This window comes from Bradyrhizobium iriomotense (assembly GCF_030160715.1).
In the GTDB taxonomy this organism is placed as follows: Bacteria; Pseudomonadota; Alphaproteobacteria; order Rhizobiales; family Xanthobacteraceae; genus Bradyrhizobium; species Bradyrhizobium iriomotense.
In genome coordinates this window covers 13,926-30,147 of the sequence record NZ_BSOW01000006.1, presented here as the reverse complement: position 1 = coordinate 30,147, position 16,222 = coordinate 13,926, and the positions used below count along the sequence as shown (strand labels likewise).

General features: G+C 64.4%; 13 protein-coding genes. 6 read left to right on the top strand and 7 right to left on the bottom strand.

Annotated features, from left to right (window positions below):
* The first annotated feature begins 3 nt into the window (after window positions 1-3).
* Window positions 4-1,380 carry a vWA domain-containing protein gene (locus tag QQL28_RS10300; protein ID WP_284264453.1) on the top strand — a complete coding sequence of 459 codons (1,377 nt, stop codon included), beginning with the start codon at window positions 4-6 and terminating at the stop codon, window positions 1,378-1,380.
* Window positions 1,381-1,395: 15 nt separating this feature from the next.
* Here the strand turns inward: QQL28_RS10300 and QQL28_RS10295 are convergent, their stop codons facing one another.
* Window positions 1,396-1,584: a hypothetical protein gene (locus tag QQL28_RS10295; protein WP_284264451.1), complete on the bottom strand. Its 189-nt coding sequence runs from the start codon at window positions 1,582-1,584 to the stop codon at window positions 1,396-1,398.
* Between the two features lie 345 nt (window positions 1,585-1,929).
* Here QQL28_RS10295 and QQL28_RS10290 point away from each other — a divergent pair, with 345 nt between their 5' ends.
* On the top strand, window positions 1,930-2,151 hold the full coding sequence (locus QQL28_RS10290) for a hypothetical protein (RefSeq protein WP_284264449.1): 222 nt from the start codon (window positions 1,930-1,932) through the stop codon (window positions 2,149-2,151).
* Between the two features lie 8 nt (window positions 2,152-2,159).
* On the opposite strand, the gene QQL28_RS10285 is transcribed toward QQL28_RS10290, so the two are convergent.
* The 6 genes from QQL28_RS10285 to QQL28_RS10260 all read right to left on the bottom strand — a co-directional run bounded on the left by QQL28_RS10285 (window position 2,160) and on the right by QQL28_RS10260 (window position 9,474).
* Window positions 2,160-3,551: an NCS2 family permease gene (locus QQL28_RS10285; protein ID WP_284264447.1), complete on the bottom strand. Its 1,392-nt coding sequence runs from the start codon at window positions 3,549-3,551 to the stop codon at window positions 2,160-2,162.
* 13 nt (window positions 3,552-3,564) lie between these two features.
* A complete protein-coding gene (locus tag QQL28_RS10280; RefSeq protein ID WP_284264446.1) occupies window positions 3,565-5,430 on the bottom strand; it encodes an adenine deaminase in 1,866 nt (621 codons plus the stop codon).
* A gap of 13 nt (window positions 5,431-5,443) precedes the next feature.
* Window positions 5,444-6,106, bottom strand: coding sequence for a TetR/AcrR family transcriptional regulator (locus QQL28_RS10275; protein WP_284264445.1), 663 nt, complete (start codon window positions 6,104-6,106; stop codon window positions 5,444-5,446).
* A gap of 341 nt (window positions 6,107-6,447) precedes the next feature.
* A complete protein-coding gene (locus tag QQL28_RS10270; RefSeq protein ID WP_284264443.1) occupies window positions 6,448-7,665 on the bottom strand; it encodes an MBL fold metallo-hydrolase in 1,218 nt (405 codons plus the stop codon).
* Window positions 7,666-7,704: 39 nt separating this feature from the next.
* A complete protein-coding gene (locus tag QQL28_RS10265; protein ID WP_284264417.1) occupies window positions 7,705-8,376 on the bottom strand; it encodes a cysteine hydrolase family protein in 672 nt (223 codons plus the stop codon).
* A 21-nt stretch (window positions 8,377-8,397) separates the two neighbouring features.
* On the bottom strand, window positions 8,398-9,474 hold the full coding sequence (locus tag QQL28_RS10260; protein WP_284264415.1) for a lactonase family protein: 1,077 nt from the start codon (window positions 9,472-9,474) through the stop codon (window positions 8,398-8,400).
* A 301-nt stretch (window positions 9,475-9,775) separates the two neighbouring features.
* Between QQL28_RS10260 and QQL28_RS10255 the strand changes: the two genes are divergently transcribed.
* From QQL28_RS10255 to QQL28_RS10240, 4 genes are all read left to right on the top strand, one after another.
* On the top strand, window positions 9,776-10,660 hold the full coding sequence (locus tag QQL28_RS10255) for a GntR family transcriptional regulator (protein ID WP_284264412.1): 885 nt from the start codon (window positions 9,776-9,778) through the stop codon (window positions 10,658-10,660).
* A gap of 118 nt (window positions 10,661-10,778) precedes the next feature.
* Window positions 10,779-12,098 (top strand): MFS transporter, encoded by a 1,320-nt coding sequence (locus tag QQL28_RS10250; RefSeq protein WP_284264410.1) that lies wholly within the window; start codon window positions 10,779-10,781, stop codon window positions 12,096-12,098.
* Between the two features lie 21 nt (window positions 12,099-12,119).
* Window positions 12,120-14,780, top strand: a complete 2,661-nt coding sequence (gene acnA, locus QQL28_RS10245; protein ID WP_284264408.1) for an aconitate hydratase AcnA — start codon at window positions 12,120-12,122, stop codon at window positions 14,778-14,780.
* 119 nt (window positions 14,781-14,899) lie between these two features.
* The gene (locus tag QQL28_RS10240) at window positions 14,900-16,219 is read left to right on the top strand and encodes a dicarboxylate/amino acid:cation symporter (RefSeq protein ID WP_284264406.1); all 1,320 of its coding nucleotides are present in this window, start codon (window positions 14,900-14,902) and stop codon (window positions 16,217-16,219) included.
* Window positions 16,220-16,222: the final 3 nt, after the last annotated feature.

Below are 16,222 nucleotides of genomic sequence, written 5' to 3'. Positions count from 1 at the left end.
CCGATGCGGGAGAACCTCCATCGCTTCTTTAGGGCGGCGCGCGGCGCCGGTGTCCACGTTTCGCCCGCCGAAAGCATCGACGCGATGCGCGCGGTCGCGCAGGTCGGCTTTGCCGACCGCGACATCTTGCGCGATGCGCTGCTGCTGACGCTGGCGAAGTCGCAGGACGAGAAACTCGCGCTCGGCGACTGCTTCGATCTTTTTTTCAGCCAACCGGAGCCGCGCCCTGAGCAGCCCGAGGCCAACGACAACGATACGCCTCCGGAGGGTAGCCATCCGCCCTCTCCCGACGCGACGAATGAGGCCGGCGGCGGTCAGCCCACCGAAGGCCTGGGTGCACTGGCGCAAATGCTCCTGTCGCAGGACCGCAATGCGATCGCAGCCGCCATTGCCAGCGCCGCCGGCGCGGCGTCGCTGTCCGACATCCGCTACTCCACCCAACGCGGGATATTTTCCAGTCGCATTCTCGACGCGATGGGTCTTCAGCGCCTGCGCGACGATCTCGACGAACTGACCGCGACCAACCCGTCGCTCGCGGAGCGTCTGCGCGCGGCGCTCGAGGGCTTGCGCGAAGCCGTCCGCGACACGGTCTCGCAGGGGCTCGCGCTCTATGCGCGCGAGGAGGCCGAAAACCTGCGCAACGATATCTTGCGCAACGCGCCCCTGGCCCGCATCGAGCCGCGCCAGGTCGAGGAGATGCGCGCGCTGATCCGCAAGATCGCGCGGCGTCTGCGCGAGCGCTACTCCAAGCCGCGCAAGCGCCAGCGCCGCGGCCATCTCGACGTCCGCCGCACGCTGCGCCGCAACGCGGCCTGGGGCGGCGTTCCGTTCCTTACCGCCTGGAAGCGCAAGCACCGCGACCGGCCGAAGATCGTCGCGCTCTGCGACGTCTCGGGCTCGGTCGCGCGCGTCTCCGACTTCTTCCTGCTGCTGATCCACTCGCTGCACGAGGTGGTCGACGACGTCCACTCCTTCGCGTTCTCCTCACATCTGATCGAGGTCAGCGACATCCTGGAATCGAACTCGCCAGAAGTTGCGATGGCCGAGATCATGTCCAAGGTCGGCTTCGGCTCATCCGATTACGGCTCCTCCCTCGACGACTTCGAGCACGAGTTCATGAGCACGCTGACGCCGCAGACCACTGTCATCGTGCTGGGCGACGCCCGCAGCAACAATCTCGATCCGCGCGCCGACATCTTGCGCCGTATCTCAGAACGGTCGAAGCGGCTGGTCTGGCTCAATCCCGAGGGCCGCATGGTCTGGGGCTTTGGCGACTCCGAGATGCCGCGTTACGCGACATTTTGCAGCGTGGTGCGACAATGCGGCACCGCGCAACAGCTCGAGCGCGCCGTGTCGGATATCGTGGCGAGCTATCAGTAAACCCGTGACGATCCGCTAGCTGGCAACTGGGCGCAAATCGCCGTGAGCCAGATTGCACTCGCGAAAGTGATGGGCGATCTCGTCAAGCGCGCGCTGCTCCCACTCTTCCGCCTGCGCGAGCCAGAAAACCCTGCGATCGAAATCCAGCGCCGCACGTTCCCGGCAAAAGGATTCCTGACTGCGAATTGCCACCAGCCTGTTCATGCACTCCACTCCTGCCGCGTGAAGCCATTTCCTGCGAAACAGCGTAACAGAGTCTTGAACGGCTTGTCTCATTTTCCTGTGCACATCGCAGCGCGGAATGGGACAGGCCCTCTTCCCGTGCACTGCGGCAATTCGCAACGCACCAACCGCCAGATCTTCGAGAAGTGATCGAATCTCGGGAAGATATCTACATGCGCGCGATCTTAACGATTGTGACGCAGCGATTTCAGGCATTCGTGAAGAGATGTTCTAAACAGCTAATCGAATTCCCGACTCAATGTCGTCGCATGGTTTTCATGCTGCACCGCTAATCGGTGCACGAACGGCCAGATATTTCGAGGCAACATGAACGACGATTTCGACTTCGATCTTTCGCCGGACCAGTGGGAAATCTTGAGGGCATTGCGCTGTCCGGCGATGCAGTATCGTTTTTCGAAGACCCATGCGGTCGAAGATCTCGTCAAACTCGGCCTCGTCGCAATCAGGGACGGCGTGCCCGTCATGACTTCATCCGGCCGCAAGGTGCTGGTGCGCGGATCGTGCCGGCTGCTGGATCTGGCGGCGTAGCCCTGCCCTCAGAATATCTGCGCGATCACGATCGCGTAGGCGATGAACACGACACCCAGCCCCCAGACCATCGCCGGAATCTGCGCGCGGCGCCCCATGGCGACCTCCAGCGCGATATAGCTCAGTGTCCCCAGCGCCATGCCGTTGATGAGATTGTTGGTGAGCACGGTGACCAGCAACGTCAGTACAATGGGCACTGCATTGACGAGATCGGTCATGTCGATGCGCGCGAGGCCTTGCATCATCAAGACGCCGACGAGCACAAGCGCGGGCGCGGTGGCTTGCGGCGGGATGATGACGAAGATCGGCCAGAAGAACAGTGCAAGGAAGAACAGCGCCGCGACGGTCAGGGAGGTCAGGCCAGTGCGCCCACCGGCCTGCACGCCGGTGATGGACTCGATATAGGCTGTGACGACGGAGGTGCCGAGCAGCGGACCGACGATGGATGCCGTCGCATCAGTCGCGAATGCCGCGGTGGCATTCGGGATCGAGCCGTCGGGCTTGCGCAGATTGGCGGCGCCCGTGACACCGATCAGCGTGCCCAGCGTCGAGAAGAACTCCGCGCATAGGAAGTAGAACAGGAGCGGCAGCGCCACGAGAAAATGGCTGAAGAGATAGCCGACGTCGAGCGCCATGAAGGTGCTGGTCGGCCAGCGCGGCCACGACATGATGGCAGATGGCACCGACGTCACCATCTTGCCGTTGGCGCCTGGAACGAAGAAGCCGATCAGGGTGAGCACCGCGATCGACAGGATCAGGGCTGCCGGCACCCGACGCGCCACCAGCACCGGCGTCAGCAGGAGACCGAACAGGGTCAGCAGCACCGGCGGGCTACGCAGTGACCCCATGGCGACGTAGGTCGAGGGGTTCTGCACGACGAAGCCGGCGCCGCGCAGCGCGATAAAGACGATGAGCGTGCCGACGGCAGCCTGGATACCGATCTTCAGCGCTTCCGGAACATCCTTCGCAACTTTCTCGCGAAGCTTCGACAGGCTGAGGATCAGGAACAGCACGCCGGTGAAGGCGACCATGGCGAGCGCGCCCTGCCAGGGCATCCCCATCTGCTTGACGATGACGTAGGTAAAGATGACGTTCGAACCCATCGCCGGCGCAACGGCGAGCGGCAGGTTGGCCCAAAGGCCCATCATCACCGAGCCGAAGATCGCAGCGAGTGCCGTGGCGCTGACGAGATCGGCGCGATCCATTCCGGCGTTGGACATGATCGCCGGATTCACCGCGATGATATAGGCCATCGCCGCAAAGGTGGTCGCACCGGCCATCACCTCGCGACCGACGCTGGTGCCGCGCTCGGTGAGGCCAAAGATGCGATCCAGCGAGCCTGAGGCGGCGCGCGGCGCCGGCTCGGCGGAAGCGGCTTGTGGCGGCGTCATCTCGTTCATCCCAGTCACTCCCCTACCAGACCACCGGGTGCGCTTCACCGGTCTGCACATTGATGAACCCGAGCGGCGCCTGCTCGCACGGCGCCACCAGCACCCAGCTCCAGGGCGCGCAGGTCAGCGTCGCGAACATCAGCCTCTCGGGGAATCCCGGATACCAGCGCGGCCGGAAGGTCGGCTCATACATCCAGTCGACCTTGCGGCCCTCGGCGTAGAGCGCCTGCATCTCGGCATCGAGCTCCTGCGCCGAGCGGCAGCTCATCAGGCCGCCGACCTCGAAGCGCACGGTGGCAACGAGCTCGCCCTCGCGCACCAGCGCCCATCCGCCCTGAAGCTCGATCAGCGCATTCACTGCCTTGGCCATCGCCGCGTCCGACGAGCCGACCACCCAGATGTTGTGCTTGTCATGCGCGACCGAGCAGGCCAGCGCCGTCTCCGGCGTCCGCGGCCCGCAGCCACGCCAGAACATCTTTGCAACCCGCCCGTCGCCCGAGAAGCGGTCGACGATCGCGAACTTGGTGATGGCCTCGCGCTCATCGCGCTGCACGGCGCCGTCGCGCACTGGCAATTCGAGCGTGTAGAACTCGGGATGCCAATGGAAGGGACGGATCACGGCCGCCTTCATCGTGGCACGACCGGGCTCGGCCGGCAGCGCGAAATCCTCAGGCCTGATCGTGCGCTCGATGTTGACCGTTTTCGTCGCCCAGTCCGGCCATTCGATCCTGGGGACATCGCCGAGGTAGCGCTTGCCGTCGGAGACCTGCGCGCCATCGGCCCACACCTCGACGATGCTGAGCTTGGATACGTCCGAGAGCAGCACGACATCGCCGAAGCGCCCGGGGGCGAGACTGCCGACGAACGGCGTGAGGCGCATGTGCCGCGCCGGGTTGATGGTGAGACACTGGATCGCGATTTCCGGTGCGAGCCCGGCTTCGATGGCGACCCGCGCATTGTGGTCGCTGGCGCCGAGCTCGAGCGTGTGGCTGGCGCTGCGGTCGTCGGTCGTGAACGCGATCTGCGACCAGTCCTGCAAACCCTTGGCAACCAGCCATTTGACGATCTCATCCATCGCGTAGACGCGCAACTCGACGAACAGGCCGCGCGTGAGCTTGTCCCAGGTCTCCTCCGGCGTCTGCACCTCGTGGTCGGAGGCGAGCCCCGCTGCGGCAAAGGCGTTGATGGAGGGCAAATCCCGCAAGCCCGACGCGTGGCCTTCGACGACGCCGCGCGCCGCGAACGTTGCCTCGATCATGCCCCAGAGCCGCTTGTAGGAGGGATTGTCGGGATTCCACACCGCCGGCCAGTCCATGACCTCGTCGAGCCCGGTGACCATCAGGCTCTCGCCCATGAAGCGAGCTTGCTCATCACGGCCATACCAGCCGCCGCCCCATTCGTAAGCCGTCGGTGGCACGGCCGAACCCGGCTGCGGAAAGATTTTGAGCGGTGAGCCGCGGCGGCGTGCCTCGAACCAGAATTCGAGATTGCGTGCACCGTTGACGTTGGAGAATTCGTGGCTCGCCTCGCAGGTCCAGGTATTGCCATGCGGCAGCACCAGCGCCGCCTCCCATTCCGGCGTCAGATGCGAACTTTCGATATGCTTGTGCACCTCGCCGAAGCCGGGCACGGCGGCAAGATCCGGCCGATGCACGCGCTCGCGCACCTCGCCCGGATAGCTTCCGGCGGGCCCGACCCACGCGATGCGCCGCCCCTTGAAGACGATCTCCTGATCCTCGCTCCAGGTGCGGCTGTGCACGTCGAGCAACTTGCCGACCCGCAAGGAGCGATCGGCCGGGCGGCGGCCAAGCGCCGTCAGCACGAGGTCCTGGCGGATGCGAACCTCGTCGGGCGCATTGATCAGGAGATCGTCGGGTATCGCATTCATGGCCTGCCTCGTTCTACGCCGGCTCTTTCGCAGCCGTGGTTCGCTTTCGCGGCGATTTACCGACCTTGCCGCTGCGCGCCGCAGCGGCATCGCGCTGACGGACATCCTTCAAGAGGGTCGTGAGCGCCCACTCGATCGCGTCGGCGACATCAGTGCTGGACATGCCAAAATCCTCACGCATCGCATTCCAGGCCAGCACGTTGTTCAGGTACGAGGCGAGCGCCTCCGCCTGGCGGACCTCCTTCGCGGACAGATGCTGCACCAGCGGCGCCATCGCCTTGCGGTGCTGCTCGATCAGGTGCCGCCGGAAGCCCGCGCGCACGCGGCGACCCGCCCGTGTCATCGCAATGGCCCGCGCCAGATGCGGATGGCGGTCGAACCGCTTGCACAGCTTGCGGAAAATATCGGGCAGCTCATCTGGCGAGGTGAAGGGAATGTAGCTGAAAACGTTGTTCTCGATCCACTCGCCGGCGGCCGCAAACAGCTCCGCGCGGGTCTTGAAGTGGCGATAGATGGTCCGCTCCGCGACCTTGGCACGCTTGGCCACCGCGGCCATCGAAATATCGTCGGCCGCCTCGTCCTCCAGCGTCTCGACGAACGCCGCAACGATGCGCTGCCGCGTCATCTCGGCGTATTCGTCGCGCAGGCTGGGTTCGTGTCGCTTGGCTGTATTCATGTCATAAGTCTGACATGGCGATTTCGGCGGTCAAGCCGAGATTTGAGGCACCCCGCGCTGCAACAATGGACGCAGCGGTGCTTCTGCCACCCGGCCATCGATGCCCGGCAACCGACAGTTGTTCGTCGCTGATCCTGAGGTGTGCGAACCATGGGGCGCAGCGCACCGCCTGGGGAGCCTCGAAGGAGAAACGTTCCCACAGCGGACCCGTCGCCCTTCGAGACCTCCGCTACGCTCCAGCGCGCCCAGTGACAACGGCCTCGCCGCTGTGCGGGGATGACGGGCTAGCGCTCACTGCACCCACGCCGTCGTTGCGAGGTGTGGGAGCCGGCGTACAGCGTTCACCAGGCCTGCCAGGTTCCGTCTTCAAGGCGCAGCTTCACCGCTCTCTGGCATGCCGCGAATATTCCGAGATAGCGGGATACCCCGCTCGTTCCCATCAACAGCGGATTGGGCGCGTCAGGATTCTTCCGCAGCTCGCGAAGGTGATAGAACAGCGCACTCTGATAGGCGTGGGTGTTGATCCAGACGTCGGCGCCTTCGGCTTCGGCAACACCGCGGGCGAAATCGATGGAGATCGCATATTGCGCGGCTTCGGAGGGCTCGTCGTTTCCACTGAAAACGAAGAGCTTGTGGGGTTTGCCGTCTTTCGTCACAGGAACGATCGCGGACATTTGGCCGACCGTATGCCCGGGATCGAGAATCGTGACGACCTCCGTGCTCGGCCCCACTCGCAAGCGCATGGCGCCGACTTTCACAGCGGGTGCGGCAGGCACTTGGATATCGATCTTGTCGGGAAGAGCCAAGAGACGCGCAGCCTTCTCGGCTTCAGCCTGTTCAGGCGTCGTCGGCGCCGGCCCTCGCCGCTTTGCTGTCCCGTCTATCACGGCTGTGCGCATCGCGGCGACGGCCTTCGCGTCCGGTTCAGCCATCACAAACTTCACATCCGGAGCAAATCGCTGTCGGATCAGATTGGCGCCGCCGATGTGGTCCTGATGTTGATGGCCCAGAAAGATGTACTTGAAGTCTGCGGGATTGAGACCAGCCGCAGGCATCTGATCCAGGACCTGGGTCTGCATATCCTCTGGGGTGGTGAGTGCGTCGAACATCAACAAGCCATCCGGCGTCTTCACGACGACGGCACCGACGTAATCAGTGCCGAAGTACCAGGCATTGTCCATGAACCGAACGCCGCCCGGCGGCATGACGCGCTTCATCCCCAATGTGTTGTAGAAGAATCCATTGGGCGACATGAGGTCTTTCGTCGGGTCCGGCAATCGATCGACAGCCTGGCCGGTTCCCGCCTCATCGGGATGTCGGTAGCCTGTGACGCACCACACCCGATATTCCCAGCGGATCAAAGGATTGTCGTCGACCATGGCCATGGCCTTGGCGGCATCGTCATAGGCTTTGGAGAGAGGCAGGTCGGGCTTCCAAGGTCCGCGGAAGGGGCGTGGCGCAGAGCCGGTGCTATCGGAACCCTGAGCCAAAGCTCCGCTTGCCAAAGCAAGGAAAGTTGAGGTCACAAGCGGGGCGACGATTGCAGCCGATACCTTCATCAACTCTCTCAATCCGTGGTGAACTCGAGCCGGGCCGCGCTAGTTCGCGAAATTGATCATACCGATACTTGTCGGCGTGACCTTGTAGACGATCGAACTCGTCAGGATGTAGTCGGCAGCCTGATCCTCATAGGCGTTGTTGCCGGCCATCCCATCGACCGGAACGACAACACTGAACCCTCGCAGCGCGGCCGAAACCGATGTGAACAGGACGCCGTTGTGGGACGCGACACCAACGGGCACGAGGGTTTTGATCCCGTGCTCAGTCAGCAGCTTCTGAAGGCCCGTGTCCTTGTCGCGGAGGATGAACTTGTCGACGAACGCCGTTACGACGGGTTCATTGCCCTGTGGCGCAAGCTCGGGAATGTAATCGCTGATCTTCGGATCAGGGAAGGTCGCCGGCGACGGGCTGGGAAAAAGCGCGTAGATTACGTACACACCCTTGGCACGAGCTTCGGCGAGAAGCTTCTGAATTTTCGGCACGGCCGCTATGCAGCGCGGCCGCCTCTCCGTGTTGCAGGTCTGCCTGACGATATCGACAAGCAGGAGCGCTGTTGTCTTGGGATCGAGCGTCACGGACTGTAGCTGGGGCGGAGGTGGCGCCTTGATGCTTTGCCATTCATCGATGACCGTCTCCGCGCGCGAGGGCGGACTGTTCATCGAGGCGATGACCACGGCAACGGGCAGCAGCAGACAACGCAGTCGAAACATGCCTCCCCCCTCTTCACTGGATCAAAGCGTCTTGAAGAGAATGCAGACCGGGCTGCCGACATGGACGACCTGGTCGGTCGCAGAGAGGCGGCCGCTGGCGGCGTCGCGCTTGAAGAGATTGACCGTGTCGGTGTCCTCATTCGCCGCGAACAGGAAGTCGTCCGATGGCGCCAGCGCGAAGAAACGCGGCGTCTTGCCGCCGCTTGCCGTCCAGCCCACGGGTGTCAGTCTGCCGGTTGCGGCCTCGATCGCAAACACAGCGATGCTGTCGTCACCGCGGTTGGTCGCGTAGACAAAGCGACCATCGGCCGAAACGGCGATCTCGGCCGCACGGCTGTTGCCGGTATAGGTATCAGGCACCGCGGAGACGATCTGGAACGGCGCAAGTGCGCCGGTTGCAGGATCGAAGTGATAGGCCGTGACGGTCGAGTCGAGTTCATTGACGACATAAGCGAGCCGCCCGCTGTGGTGAAACGCGACATGGCGTGGCCCTGCCCCTTCGCGCGCCGGCACCGGCTTGCCGGCAAGGGCGAGCTTTCCCGTCTTGGCATCGATCCTGTAGGTGAAGACGAGGTCGAGGCCCTTGTCCGGCACCACGACGAACGCGCCTGATGGATCGAACTCGACCTGGTGCGGCTTGGCGAAGGGCTGCTCGACGCGATGCGGCCCAATCTTCCCTTCCAGCTTGACGAGATCGATCACGGCGCCGAGCGAGCCGTCCTCCTGCCGTGGCAGCAGTGCAAGCGTGGACGTGATGTGATTGGCGACCACCACGAACCGGTTGGTCGGATCTATCGCGAGATGGACGGGGTTCTTTCCTTCCGTGCTCTGCCGGTTGATCACGGCAAGCTTGCCGCTCGCAGGATCGATCGCCATCGCCGTGATCTCGCTGAGATCGCCGTGCACCGTGTAGAGAAAGCGTCGCGTGCGGTCGAAGGCGAGAAACGACGGATTGACGAGATCGCCGAGGAGCTGGACATGACGCCAGGCGCCGGTCGCATTGTCCATCGCGTAGACGTTGAGCCCGTCGCCGCGGGCGTTGCGCTCCTTCGTGGTGCGCGCTCCGACAAAGACGAATGAGCGAGAGCCTTCGGGCATGTTGTCCTCCGGATGAGACTTCTGTGTCTGGGATAGCGCTGACGCGGCGCGCCATGCAGCCGTAACGGCGCCGGCGGCGACGAGGCGCGCGAACACGCGCCGCGAGAGGGAAACTCGATCAGAGCGGGGCAACGACGCGGGGTGTGCAGCAGAATCTCCAGGCGTCATGGCTCCCCTCATATTGCTTTTTATTTTTTAAAACACAATTATGCGCGAGACGCAAGAACCACCCGCGACCCGCTTGTGCCGCCCGCGCCGGTAAGCGACACCTCCTTGAGAGAGGACCAACCCGAGTCGCCCCATGCCCCGCCCGAATCTCGCGACCCAGATGACCGCGCGGATCCTCGATTACATCCGCGCCAACGACCTGCAGGCCGAGCAGCATCTGCCGAGCCAGACGCTGGCGGATGCACTGCGCGTCTCGCGTGCGCCGATCAACACGGCGCTGCAAATCCTCGAAGACATGAAGATCGTCCGCTCCGAGCCCAATCGCGGCTTCTTCCTGGTCAAGAGCGCCGCTGAGCTTCCCGACCTGCCGGATGCGGAGGAAGCCGAGCCCGAGCGCGAGGACGAGTGGTACTTCGCCATCGCCGAGGATCGGCTGGCGGGCAAGCTCCCGGACAAGGTCAGCGAGAACGAGTTGATGCGCCGCTATGGCCTCTCGCGCACACGCCTGCTGAAGATCCTTACCAAGATTGCCGATGAAGGCTGGATCGAGCGCCTGCCCGGCAATGGCTGGGCGTTCGGTCCGCTGCTCACTTCGCGCGAGAGCTATCAGCAGGGCTATCAACTGCGCGTAGCGCTGGAGCCGCAGGCCCTGCTGCTGTCGAGCTTTGAGATCGATCGTGCGGCGTTCGCGGCCGCGCGCGAGCAGCAGCAATGGCTGCTCGACGGCGGCTACAAGCGCGCGTCACGCTCGGAGATCTTTGCCGCCAACGCCGAGTTCCACGAGATGCTGGTCGGCTGCGCGCACAATCCGTTCTTTCTCGACGCGGTAAAGCGAGTGAACCGGCTGCGCCGGCTGGTGGAGTATCGCATCACGGTGGACCGCAGCCGCCTCCCCATCCAGTGCCGCGAGCACATCAACATCCTGACATTGCTGGAAAAAGGCCTGCGGCAGGAGGCGTCGGACTTCCTCCGCATCCACATCGAGGGCGCCGGCCTGATCAAGGTCCCGAAGGTCTGATTTCGACGATATTGCATTTTATCGTATAAAATGCATAAATGCCTGCAAGGCGCCCGCCTGCAGGGGAGGTTGGCGTTGCCGACAAGCCCCGACGAAACGCAGCAAGGGAACGCCGACAATGTCCGCCACCGCAGCGACCATCGAACAATCCACCATGCGCAAGGTGTCCTGGCGCATCGTGCCCTATTGCTTCGGCCTCTACGTCATCTCCTATCTCGACCGCGCCAATATCGGCTACGCCGCGCTTCAGATGAACAAGGAGCTCGCGCTGTCGAGCGAAGCCTTCGGCTTTGCCGCCGGCATCTTCTTCATCGGCTATTTCCTGTTCGAGGTGCCGAGCAACATCGCGCTCAACAAATACGGCGCACGGATCTGGATCTCGCGCATCCTGATCAGCTGGGGCATCGTCGCAACCGCAAGCGCCTTCGTGCAGAGCCCGATGCAGCTCTATGTCCTGCGCTTCCTGCTCGGCGTCGCCGAGGCCGGCTTCTTTCCCGGCATCATCATCTATCTGACCTACTGGTTCCGCGCCAAGGAGCAGGCGACGACGGTCGCGCTGTTCACCGCGGCTATTCCGGTGTCCTATCTGATCGGCGCGCCCCTGAGCACCTGGATCATGGACCACGTCGCGGGCTTTGGTCTCAGCGGCTGGCGCTGGATGCTGCTGCTCGAAGGCGGACCCGCGGTGATCGCCGGTGTCGTCAACTACTTCGTCATGACCGATCGTCCCGAGCAGGCCAAATGGCTCACACAGCAGGAACGCGACTGGCTCACCGAAGAGCTGCGCAAGGACCATGCGGGCCGGCGTAACGTTCAGCACCTCGGCATCGTCGCCGCGATCACCAATCCAAAAGTGCTGTTCCTGTCGATGATCTATTTCATCTACCAGGTCGGCAATCTCGGCATCGGAATGTGGATGCCGCAGATCATCAAGGGCCTTTCGTCCTCGCTGACCAATTTCGAGGTCGGCCTCGTCGCCATGCTGCCTTACGCCTTCGCGACCGTGGTCATGGTGCTATGGTCGCGCAACTCCGATCGCACCGGCGAGCGGCAGAAGCACTCGGCGATTCCACTGTTATGGGGTGCGATCGCGCTCGCGCTCACCGGCCTCGTGGTTCAGCCCGCCGTCGCCATGACGCTGATCTCGTTGTCGCTCGCCGGCATCTACGCCTTCAAGTCACCGTTCTGGTCGCTGCCCGGCCTGTTCCTGACGCGCTCGACCGCAGCCGTATCGATCGCGGCGATCAACTCCATCGGCAATCTCGGCGGCTTCGCCGGACCCTACGCCATCGGCGCAATCAAGGACTGGACCGGCAGCACCTATGGCGGACTCCTGTTCCTCAGCGGATTGTTGTTCGTGTCGTTCCTGATGACCTGGTTCGCCCGGATGGAGAACGCGGACGAAGCGCAGACGCAGGCTGCTGAGCAACACGCCTGATCGGATAGGCAGGATCGAGAGATGACTGATTTCGGAATGCTTCGCAGCGGATCGCAGACTTATCGCATCGCCGACATCGCGGCCGTGGCAGGTGAGGACCTCCCTCGCCTGCCCGTGATCCACCGCATCCTGCTCGAAAACGTGCTGCGCATCGGCGGCACGGATCGGGATGCGTCGGTTGCCGCCATTCTCGGTTGGCTCGCCAATGGACGCAGCGAGAGCGAGATCGCCTTCCAACCCTCGCGCGTTCTCATGCACGACACGACCTGCGGCCCGGCGCTGGTCGACATTGCGGGCCTGCGCGCCTCGCTCGCGGAAGCCGGCGGCGATCCGAACCGGCTCAATCCGGTGCTCCCGGTCGACGTCTCGACCGACCATTCGCTCGGCGTCGACGTGTTTGCACGGCCGGACGCGATGGTGCGCAACATGGCGCAGGAGCTGACGCGCAACGGCGAGCGCTACCGCTTCATGAAATGGGCAAGCCAGGCGCTCGACGGCGTGCGCGTGCATCCACCCGGTACCGGCATCATGCACACGCTGAATCTCGAGCGGCTCGCCAGCGTCGTGACGACGCTGCATCGCGACGGCGAAAATTGGGCCGCACCCGACACGCTGATCGGCACGGACAGCCACACCCCGATGATCAACGGCATCGGCGTGCTCGCCTGGGGCGTCGGCGGGCTGGAAGCCGAAAGCGTGATGTTCGGCATGCCCGTGACTATGCGCGTGCCTGACGTCGTCGGTGTCCGCCTGACCGGGCGGCTGCGTGAGGGCGTGCTCGCGACCGATCTCGCGCTGACCGTCACCGAGCGCCTTCGAAGAATCGATCTTGCGGACCGCTTCGTCGAGTTCTTTGGGTCGGGTGTTTCGGCGCTCTCGGCCGGCGATAGGGCCGTCGTCGCCAACATGACGCCGGAGTTCGGCGCCAATTCCGGCTACTTCCCGATCGACAGCCGGACCCTCGACTATCTCGGGCAGACCGGCCGGTCGCGTGAGCAGCTCGCGCTGGTCGAGGCGTATGCGCGGCGTCAAAAACTCTGGTTCGATCCCGAGGCCGCGCCGCGCTACACCGAGACCATCAGCATCGATCTCGACGAGGTCGAGGTCAGTCTCGCCGGCCCTCGCCGCCCGCAGGACCGTATCGCTGCCGGCAACACCGCCGAGGCACTCTCGCTCGGACGCTCCACCGCAACCACCGACGTGGATCGCGCCGATCCGCCGGCCAATGGCGCGGTCGCAATTGCGGCGATCACGAGCTGCACCAACACGTCGGACCCAAGGCTGCTAATCGCGGCTGGACTGCTTGCCCGCAAGGCGCGGCAACTCGGGCTCAAGCCACCCGCCTGGGTGAAGACCTCGCTCGCACCGGGCTCGCCGACTGCGGAGCGCTATTTGCGGCGCTCAGGCCTGCTCGACGATCTCGAGGCGCTCGGCTTCGGCATCGTCGGCTATGGCTGCACGACCTGCATCGGCAATTCCGGACCGCTGGCGCCTGCCATGACCAGCGCGATTGCAGAGACGAAAATGGCGCCTGTCGCCGTGCTGTCGGGTAACCGTAACTTTCCCGGCCGGGTGCATTCGCAGATCGAGCTTGCTTTCCTCGCATCGCCGCCACTGGTCGTCGCCTTTGCGCTCGCCGGCGACGTCGCACGCGATATCCTTCGCGACCCGATCGCGCGCAGTGCCGCCGGCTCCGAGGTGCGCCTTTCGGATCTCTGGCCAACCGGTCGCGAAATCGATACCGCACTGGCACGCGCACGTGAAAGCCGCGACTACAGCCGGGCCTATGACGCCGCGGAAGCCAGCGCCGACTGGGCCGCGTTCGAGGCCCCCAGCACGGCGCTGTTTCCGTGGGATGACGCCTCCACCTATATCCGCCGTCCGCCTTTCGCGGATTTCGGCCGCGGTACGCGCCTTGGACATTACGCGGCCACGCCGCTCCTGGTGCTCGGCGACGACATCACGACTGACCACATCTCGCCGGCAGGCGCGATCGCGGCAAACGGCGAGGCAGCGCAATATCTCGTCGCGCGCGGCGAGAACCCGCACGACCTCAACGTCTACGCCGCGCGGCGCGGAAACTGGGAGGCAATGCTGCGCGGGCTCTTCACCAACAAGAGCGTGCGCAACCTGCTCGGCCCCGATCTGCCGCCGGGGCAGACGATCCTTGCAGGCTCCGGTGAACGGCTGTCGCTCCGGCTTGCCGCCGAGCACTATGAGAAGCAGCAGTGCCCGGTCGTCGTCGTGGCCGGCGAGCGCTATGGCATGGGCTCATCACGTGACTGGGCGGCGAAGGGCGTTGCGCTGCTCGGCGCGCGCGCCGTGCTGGCGCTGAGCTTCGAGCGCATCCACCGCTCCAACCTGATCGGCATGGGGATCCTGCCGCTGCGCCTGCCGGCGGACCACCGACCGCAAGAGTTGGGCTTGAGGCCGGACGATCGCCTGGAGATCGACGCCCCCTTCGAAGCGCTGAAGCCCCGCGCGGCGGTCAATGTTCGCATCCTGCGTGACGGCGCCGAAATCGACCGCTTCGTCGGCACTGCCGCTGTCGAAACCAATCTGGAATGCGAGACCCTGCGCGTCGGCGGGCTACTGCCGCTGATCCTGCGGCGGCACTCGGACGGCCCGACCGAACAGGCCGGCGAGACATCCATTGAAAGGGCGACCACTCCCTCGATTTGAAGCGAGCCGCCGGGGAAAAGACAAGAAAAACGGGCGGATTCCGGCCCGACCGCGACAATCTGGCATGGTTGTTGCTCCCTTTTTGGCGTCCAAGACGCGTCAAACCGGGGGAGTTCACCATGTCGACCATTACCGCGGCGCCGGCCGCCGAGCCGAAGCCGCTTTACACCTCGCTGTTCGTCCAGGTTCTGGCGGCGCTGGTGCTCGGCATCATTCTGGGCGTGACCGTTCCGGACTTCGCCATCAGCCTCAAGATCCTGAGCGACGCCTTCCTCAAACTGATCTCGATGATCGTGGCGCCGATCGTGTTCTGCGTCGTCGTGCACGGCATTGCCGGCGCCGGCGATCTCAAGAAGGTCGGCCGCGTGGGCGTCAAGGCGCTGCTCTATTTCGAGGCGATGACGACGGTGGCGCTCGTGGTCGGCCTCATCCTCGCCTACGTCTTCGGCCCCGGCCATGGCATGAACATCGATCCTTCGACGCTGGACGCCAAGGCGCTCAACACCTACGCCGACAACGCCCACAAGCTGCAGGGCGCGGGCATCGGCGCCTTCCTGCTCAACGTCATCCCGTCGACCTCGTTCGACGCGCTGTCGCGCAACGACGTGCTCCAGGTGCTGTTCTTCGCCGTGCTGTTCGGCGTCGGCCTCGCGCTGGTCGGCGGCGAGAAGGGCAAGCTCGTCACCTCCATCATCGATGCAGCCTCCACCGTATTGTTCCGCGTCATGGGGCTGATCGTGCGGGTCGCCCCGCTCGGCGTGCTCGGCGCGGTCGCCTACACCGTCGGCAAATACGGCGTCGGCTCGCTGAAGCAGCTCGTCTCGCTGGTGATGCTGTTCTACGTCTCGGTCGGCATCTTCGTGCTCGGCGTGCTCGGCAGCGTGATGGCGCTCGCCGGAATCAACATCCTCAAATTCCTCGCTTACCTGCGCGAGGAATTGACCATCGTGCTCGCGACCGCCTCCTCCGACGCGGTGCTGCCCCAGATCATGAAGAAGCTCGAGCGGATGGGCGTGAAGGATTCCGTGGTCGGTCTCGTGATCCCGACCGGCTATTCCTTCAACCTCGATGCCTTCTCGATCTACCTGACGCTCGCCGTCGTCTTCATCGCGCAGGCGACCAACACGCCGCTGTCCTTCGGCGATCTCCTGCTGGTGCTCGGCGTGTCCCTGATCACGTCAAAAGGCGCCCACGGGGTGCCCGGCTCGGCGATCGTGATCCTCGCAGCGACACTCAACGCGGTGCCGAGCATTCCGGCGATCGGTCTCGTGCTGGTGCTCTCGGTAGACTGGTTCATCGGCATGGCGCGCGCCCTCGGCAACCTCACCGGCAATTGCGTTGCCACCGTCGTGGTCGCCGCCTGGGAAGGCGATCTCGACCGCGCCAAGGCGGCGCAGGTGCTGGACGGCGGCGAGACCGTCGATGTGACGGCGGGCTAAGCC

Coding starts and splice junctions, on each gene's coding strand:
- QQL28_RS10300 (WP_284264453.1), top strand. CDS start 4: ATGCGGGAGAACCTCCATCGCTTCTTTAGGGCGGCGCGCGGCGCCGGT.
- QQL28_RS10295 (WP_284264451.1), bottom strand. CDS start 1,584: ATGAACAGGCTGGTGGCAATTCGCAGTCAGGAATCCTTTTGCCGGGAA.
- QQL28_RS10290 (WP_284264449.1), top strand. CDS start 1,930: ATGAACGACGATTTCGACTTCGATCTTTCGCCGGACCAGTGGGAAATC.
- QQL28_RS10285 (WP_284264447.1), bottom strand. CDS start 3,551: ATGAACGAGATGACGCCGCCACAAGCCGCTTCCGCCGAGCCGGCGCCG.
- QQL28_RS10280 (WP_284264446.1), bottom strand. CDS start 5,430: ATGAATGCGATACCCGACGATCTCCTGATCAATGCGCCCGACGAGGTT.
- QQL28_RS10275 (WP_284264445.1), bottom strand. CDS start 6,106: ATGAATACAGCCAAGCGACACGAACCCAGCCTGCGCGACGAATACGCC.
- QQL28_RS10270 (WP_284264443.1), bottom strand. CDS start 7,665: ATGAAGGTATCGGCTGCAATCGTCGCCCCGCTTGTGACCTCAACTTTC.
- QQL28_RS10265 (WP_284264417.1), bottom strand. CDS start 8,376: ATGTTTCGACTGCGTTGTCTGCTGCTGCCCGTTGCCGTGGTCATCGCC.
- QQL28_RS10260 (WP_284264415.1), bottom strand. CDS start 9,474: ATGCCCGAAGGCTCTCGCTCATTCGTCTTTGTCGGAGCGCGCACCACG.
- QQL28_RS10255 (WP_284264412.1), top strand. CDS start 9,776: ATGCCCCGCCCGAATCTCGCGACCCAGATGACCGCGCGGATCCTCGAT.
- QQL28_RS10250 (WP_284264410.1), top strand. CDS start 10,779: ATGTCCGCCACCGCAGCGACCATCGAACAATCCACCATGCGCAAGGTG.
- acnA (WP_284264408.1), top strand. CDS start 12,120: ATGACTGATTTCGGAATGCTTCGCAGCGGATCGCAGACTTATCGCATC.
- QQL28_RS10240 (WP_284264406.1), top strand. CDS start 14,900: ATGTCGACCATTACCGCGGCGCCGGCCGCCGAGCCGAAGCCGCTTTAC.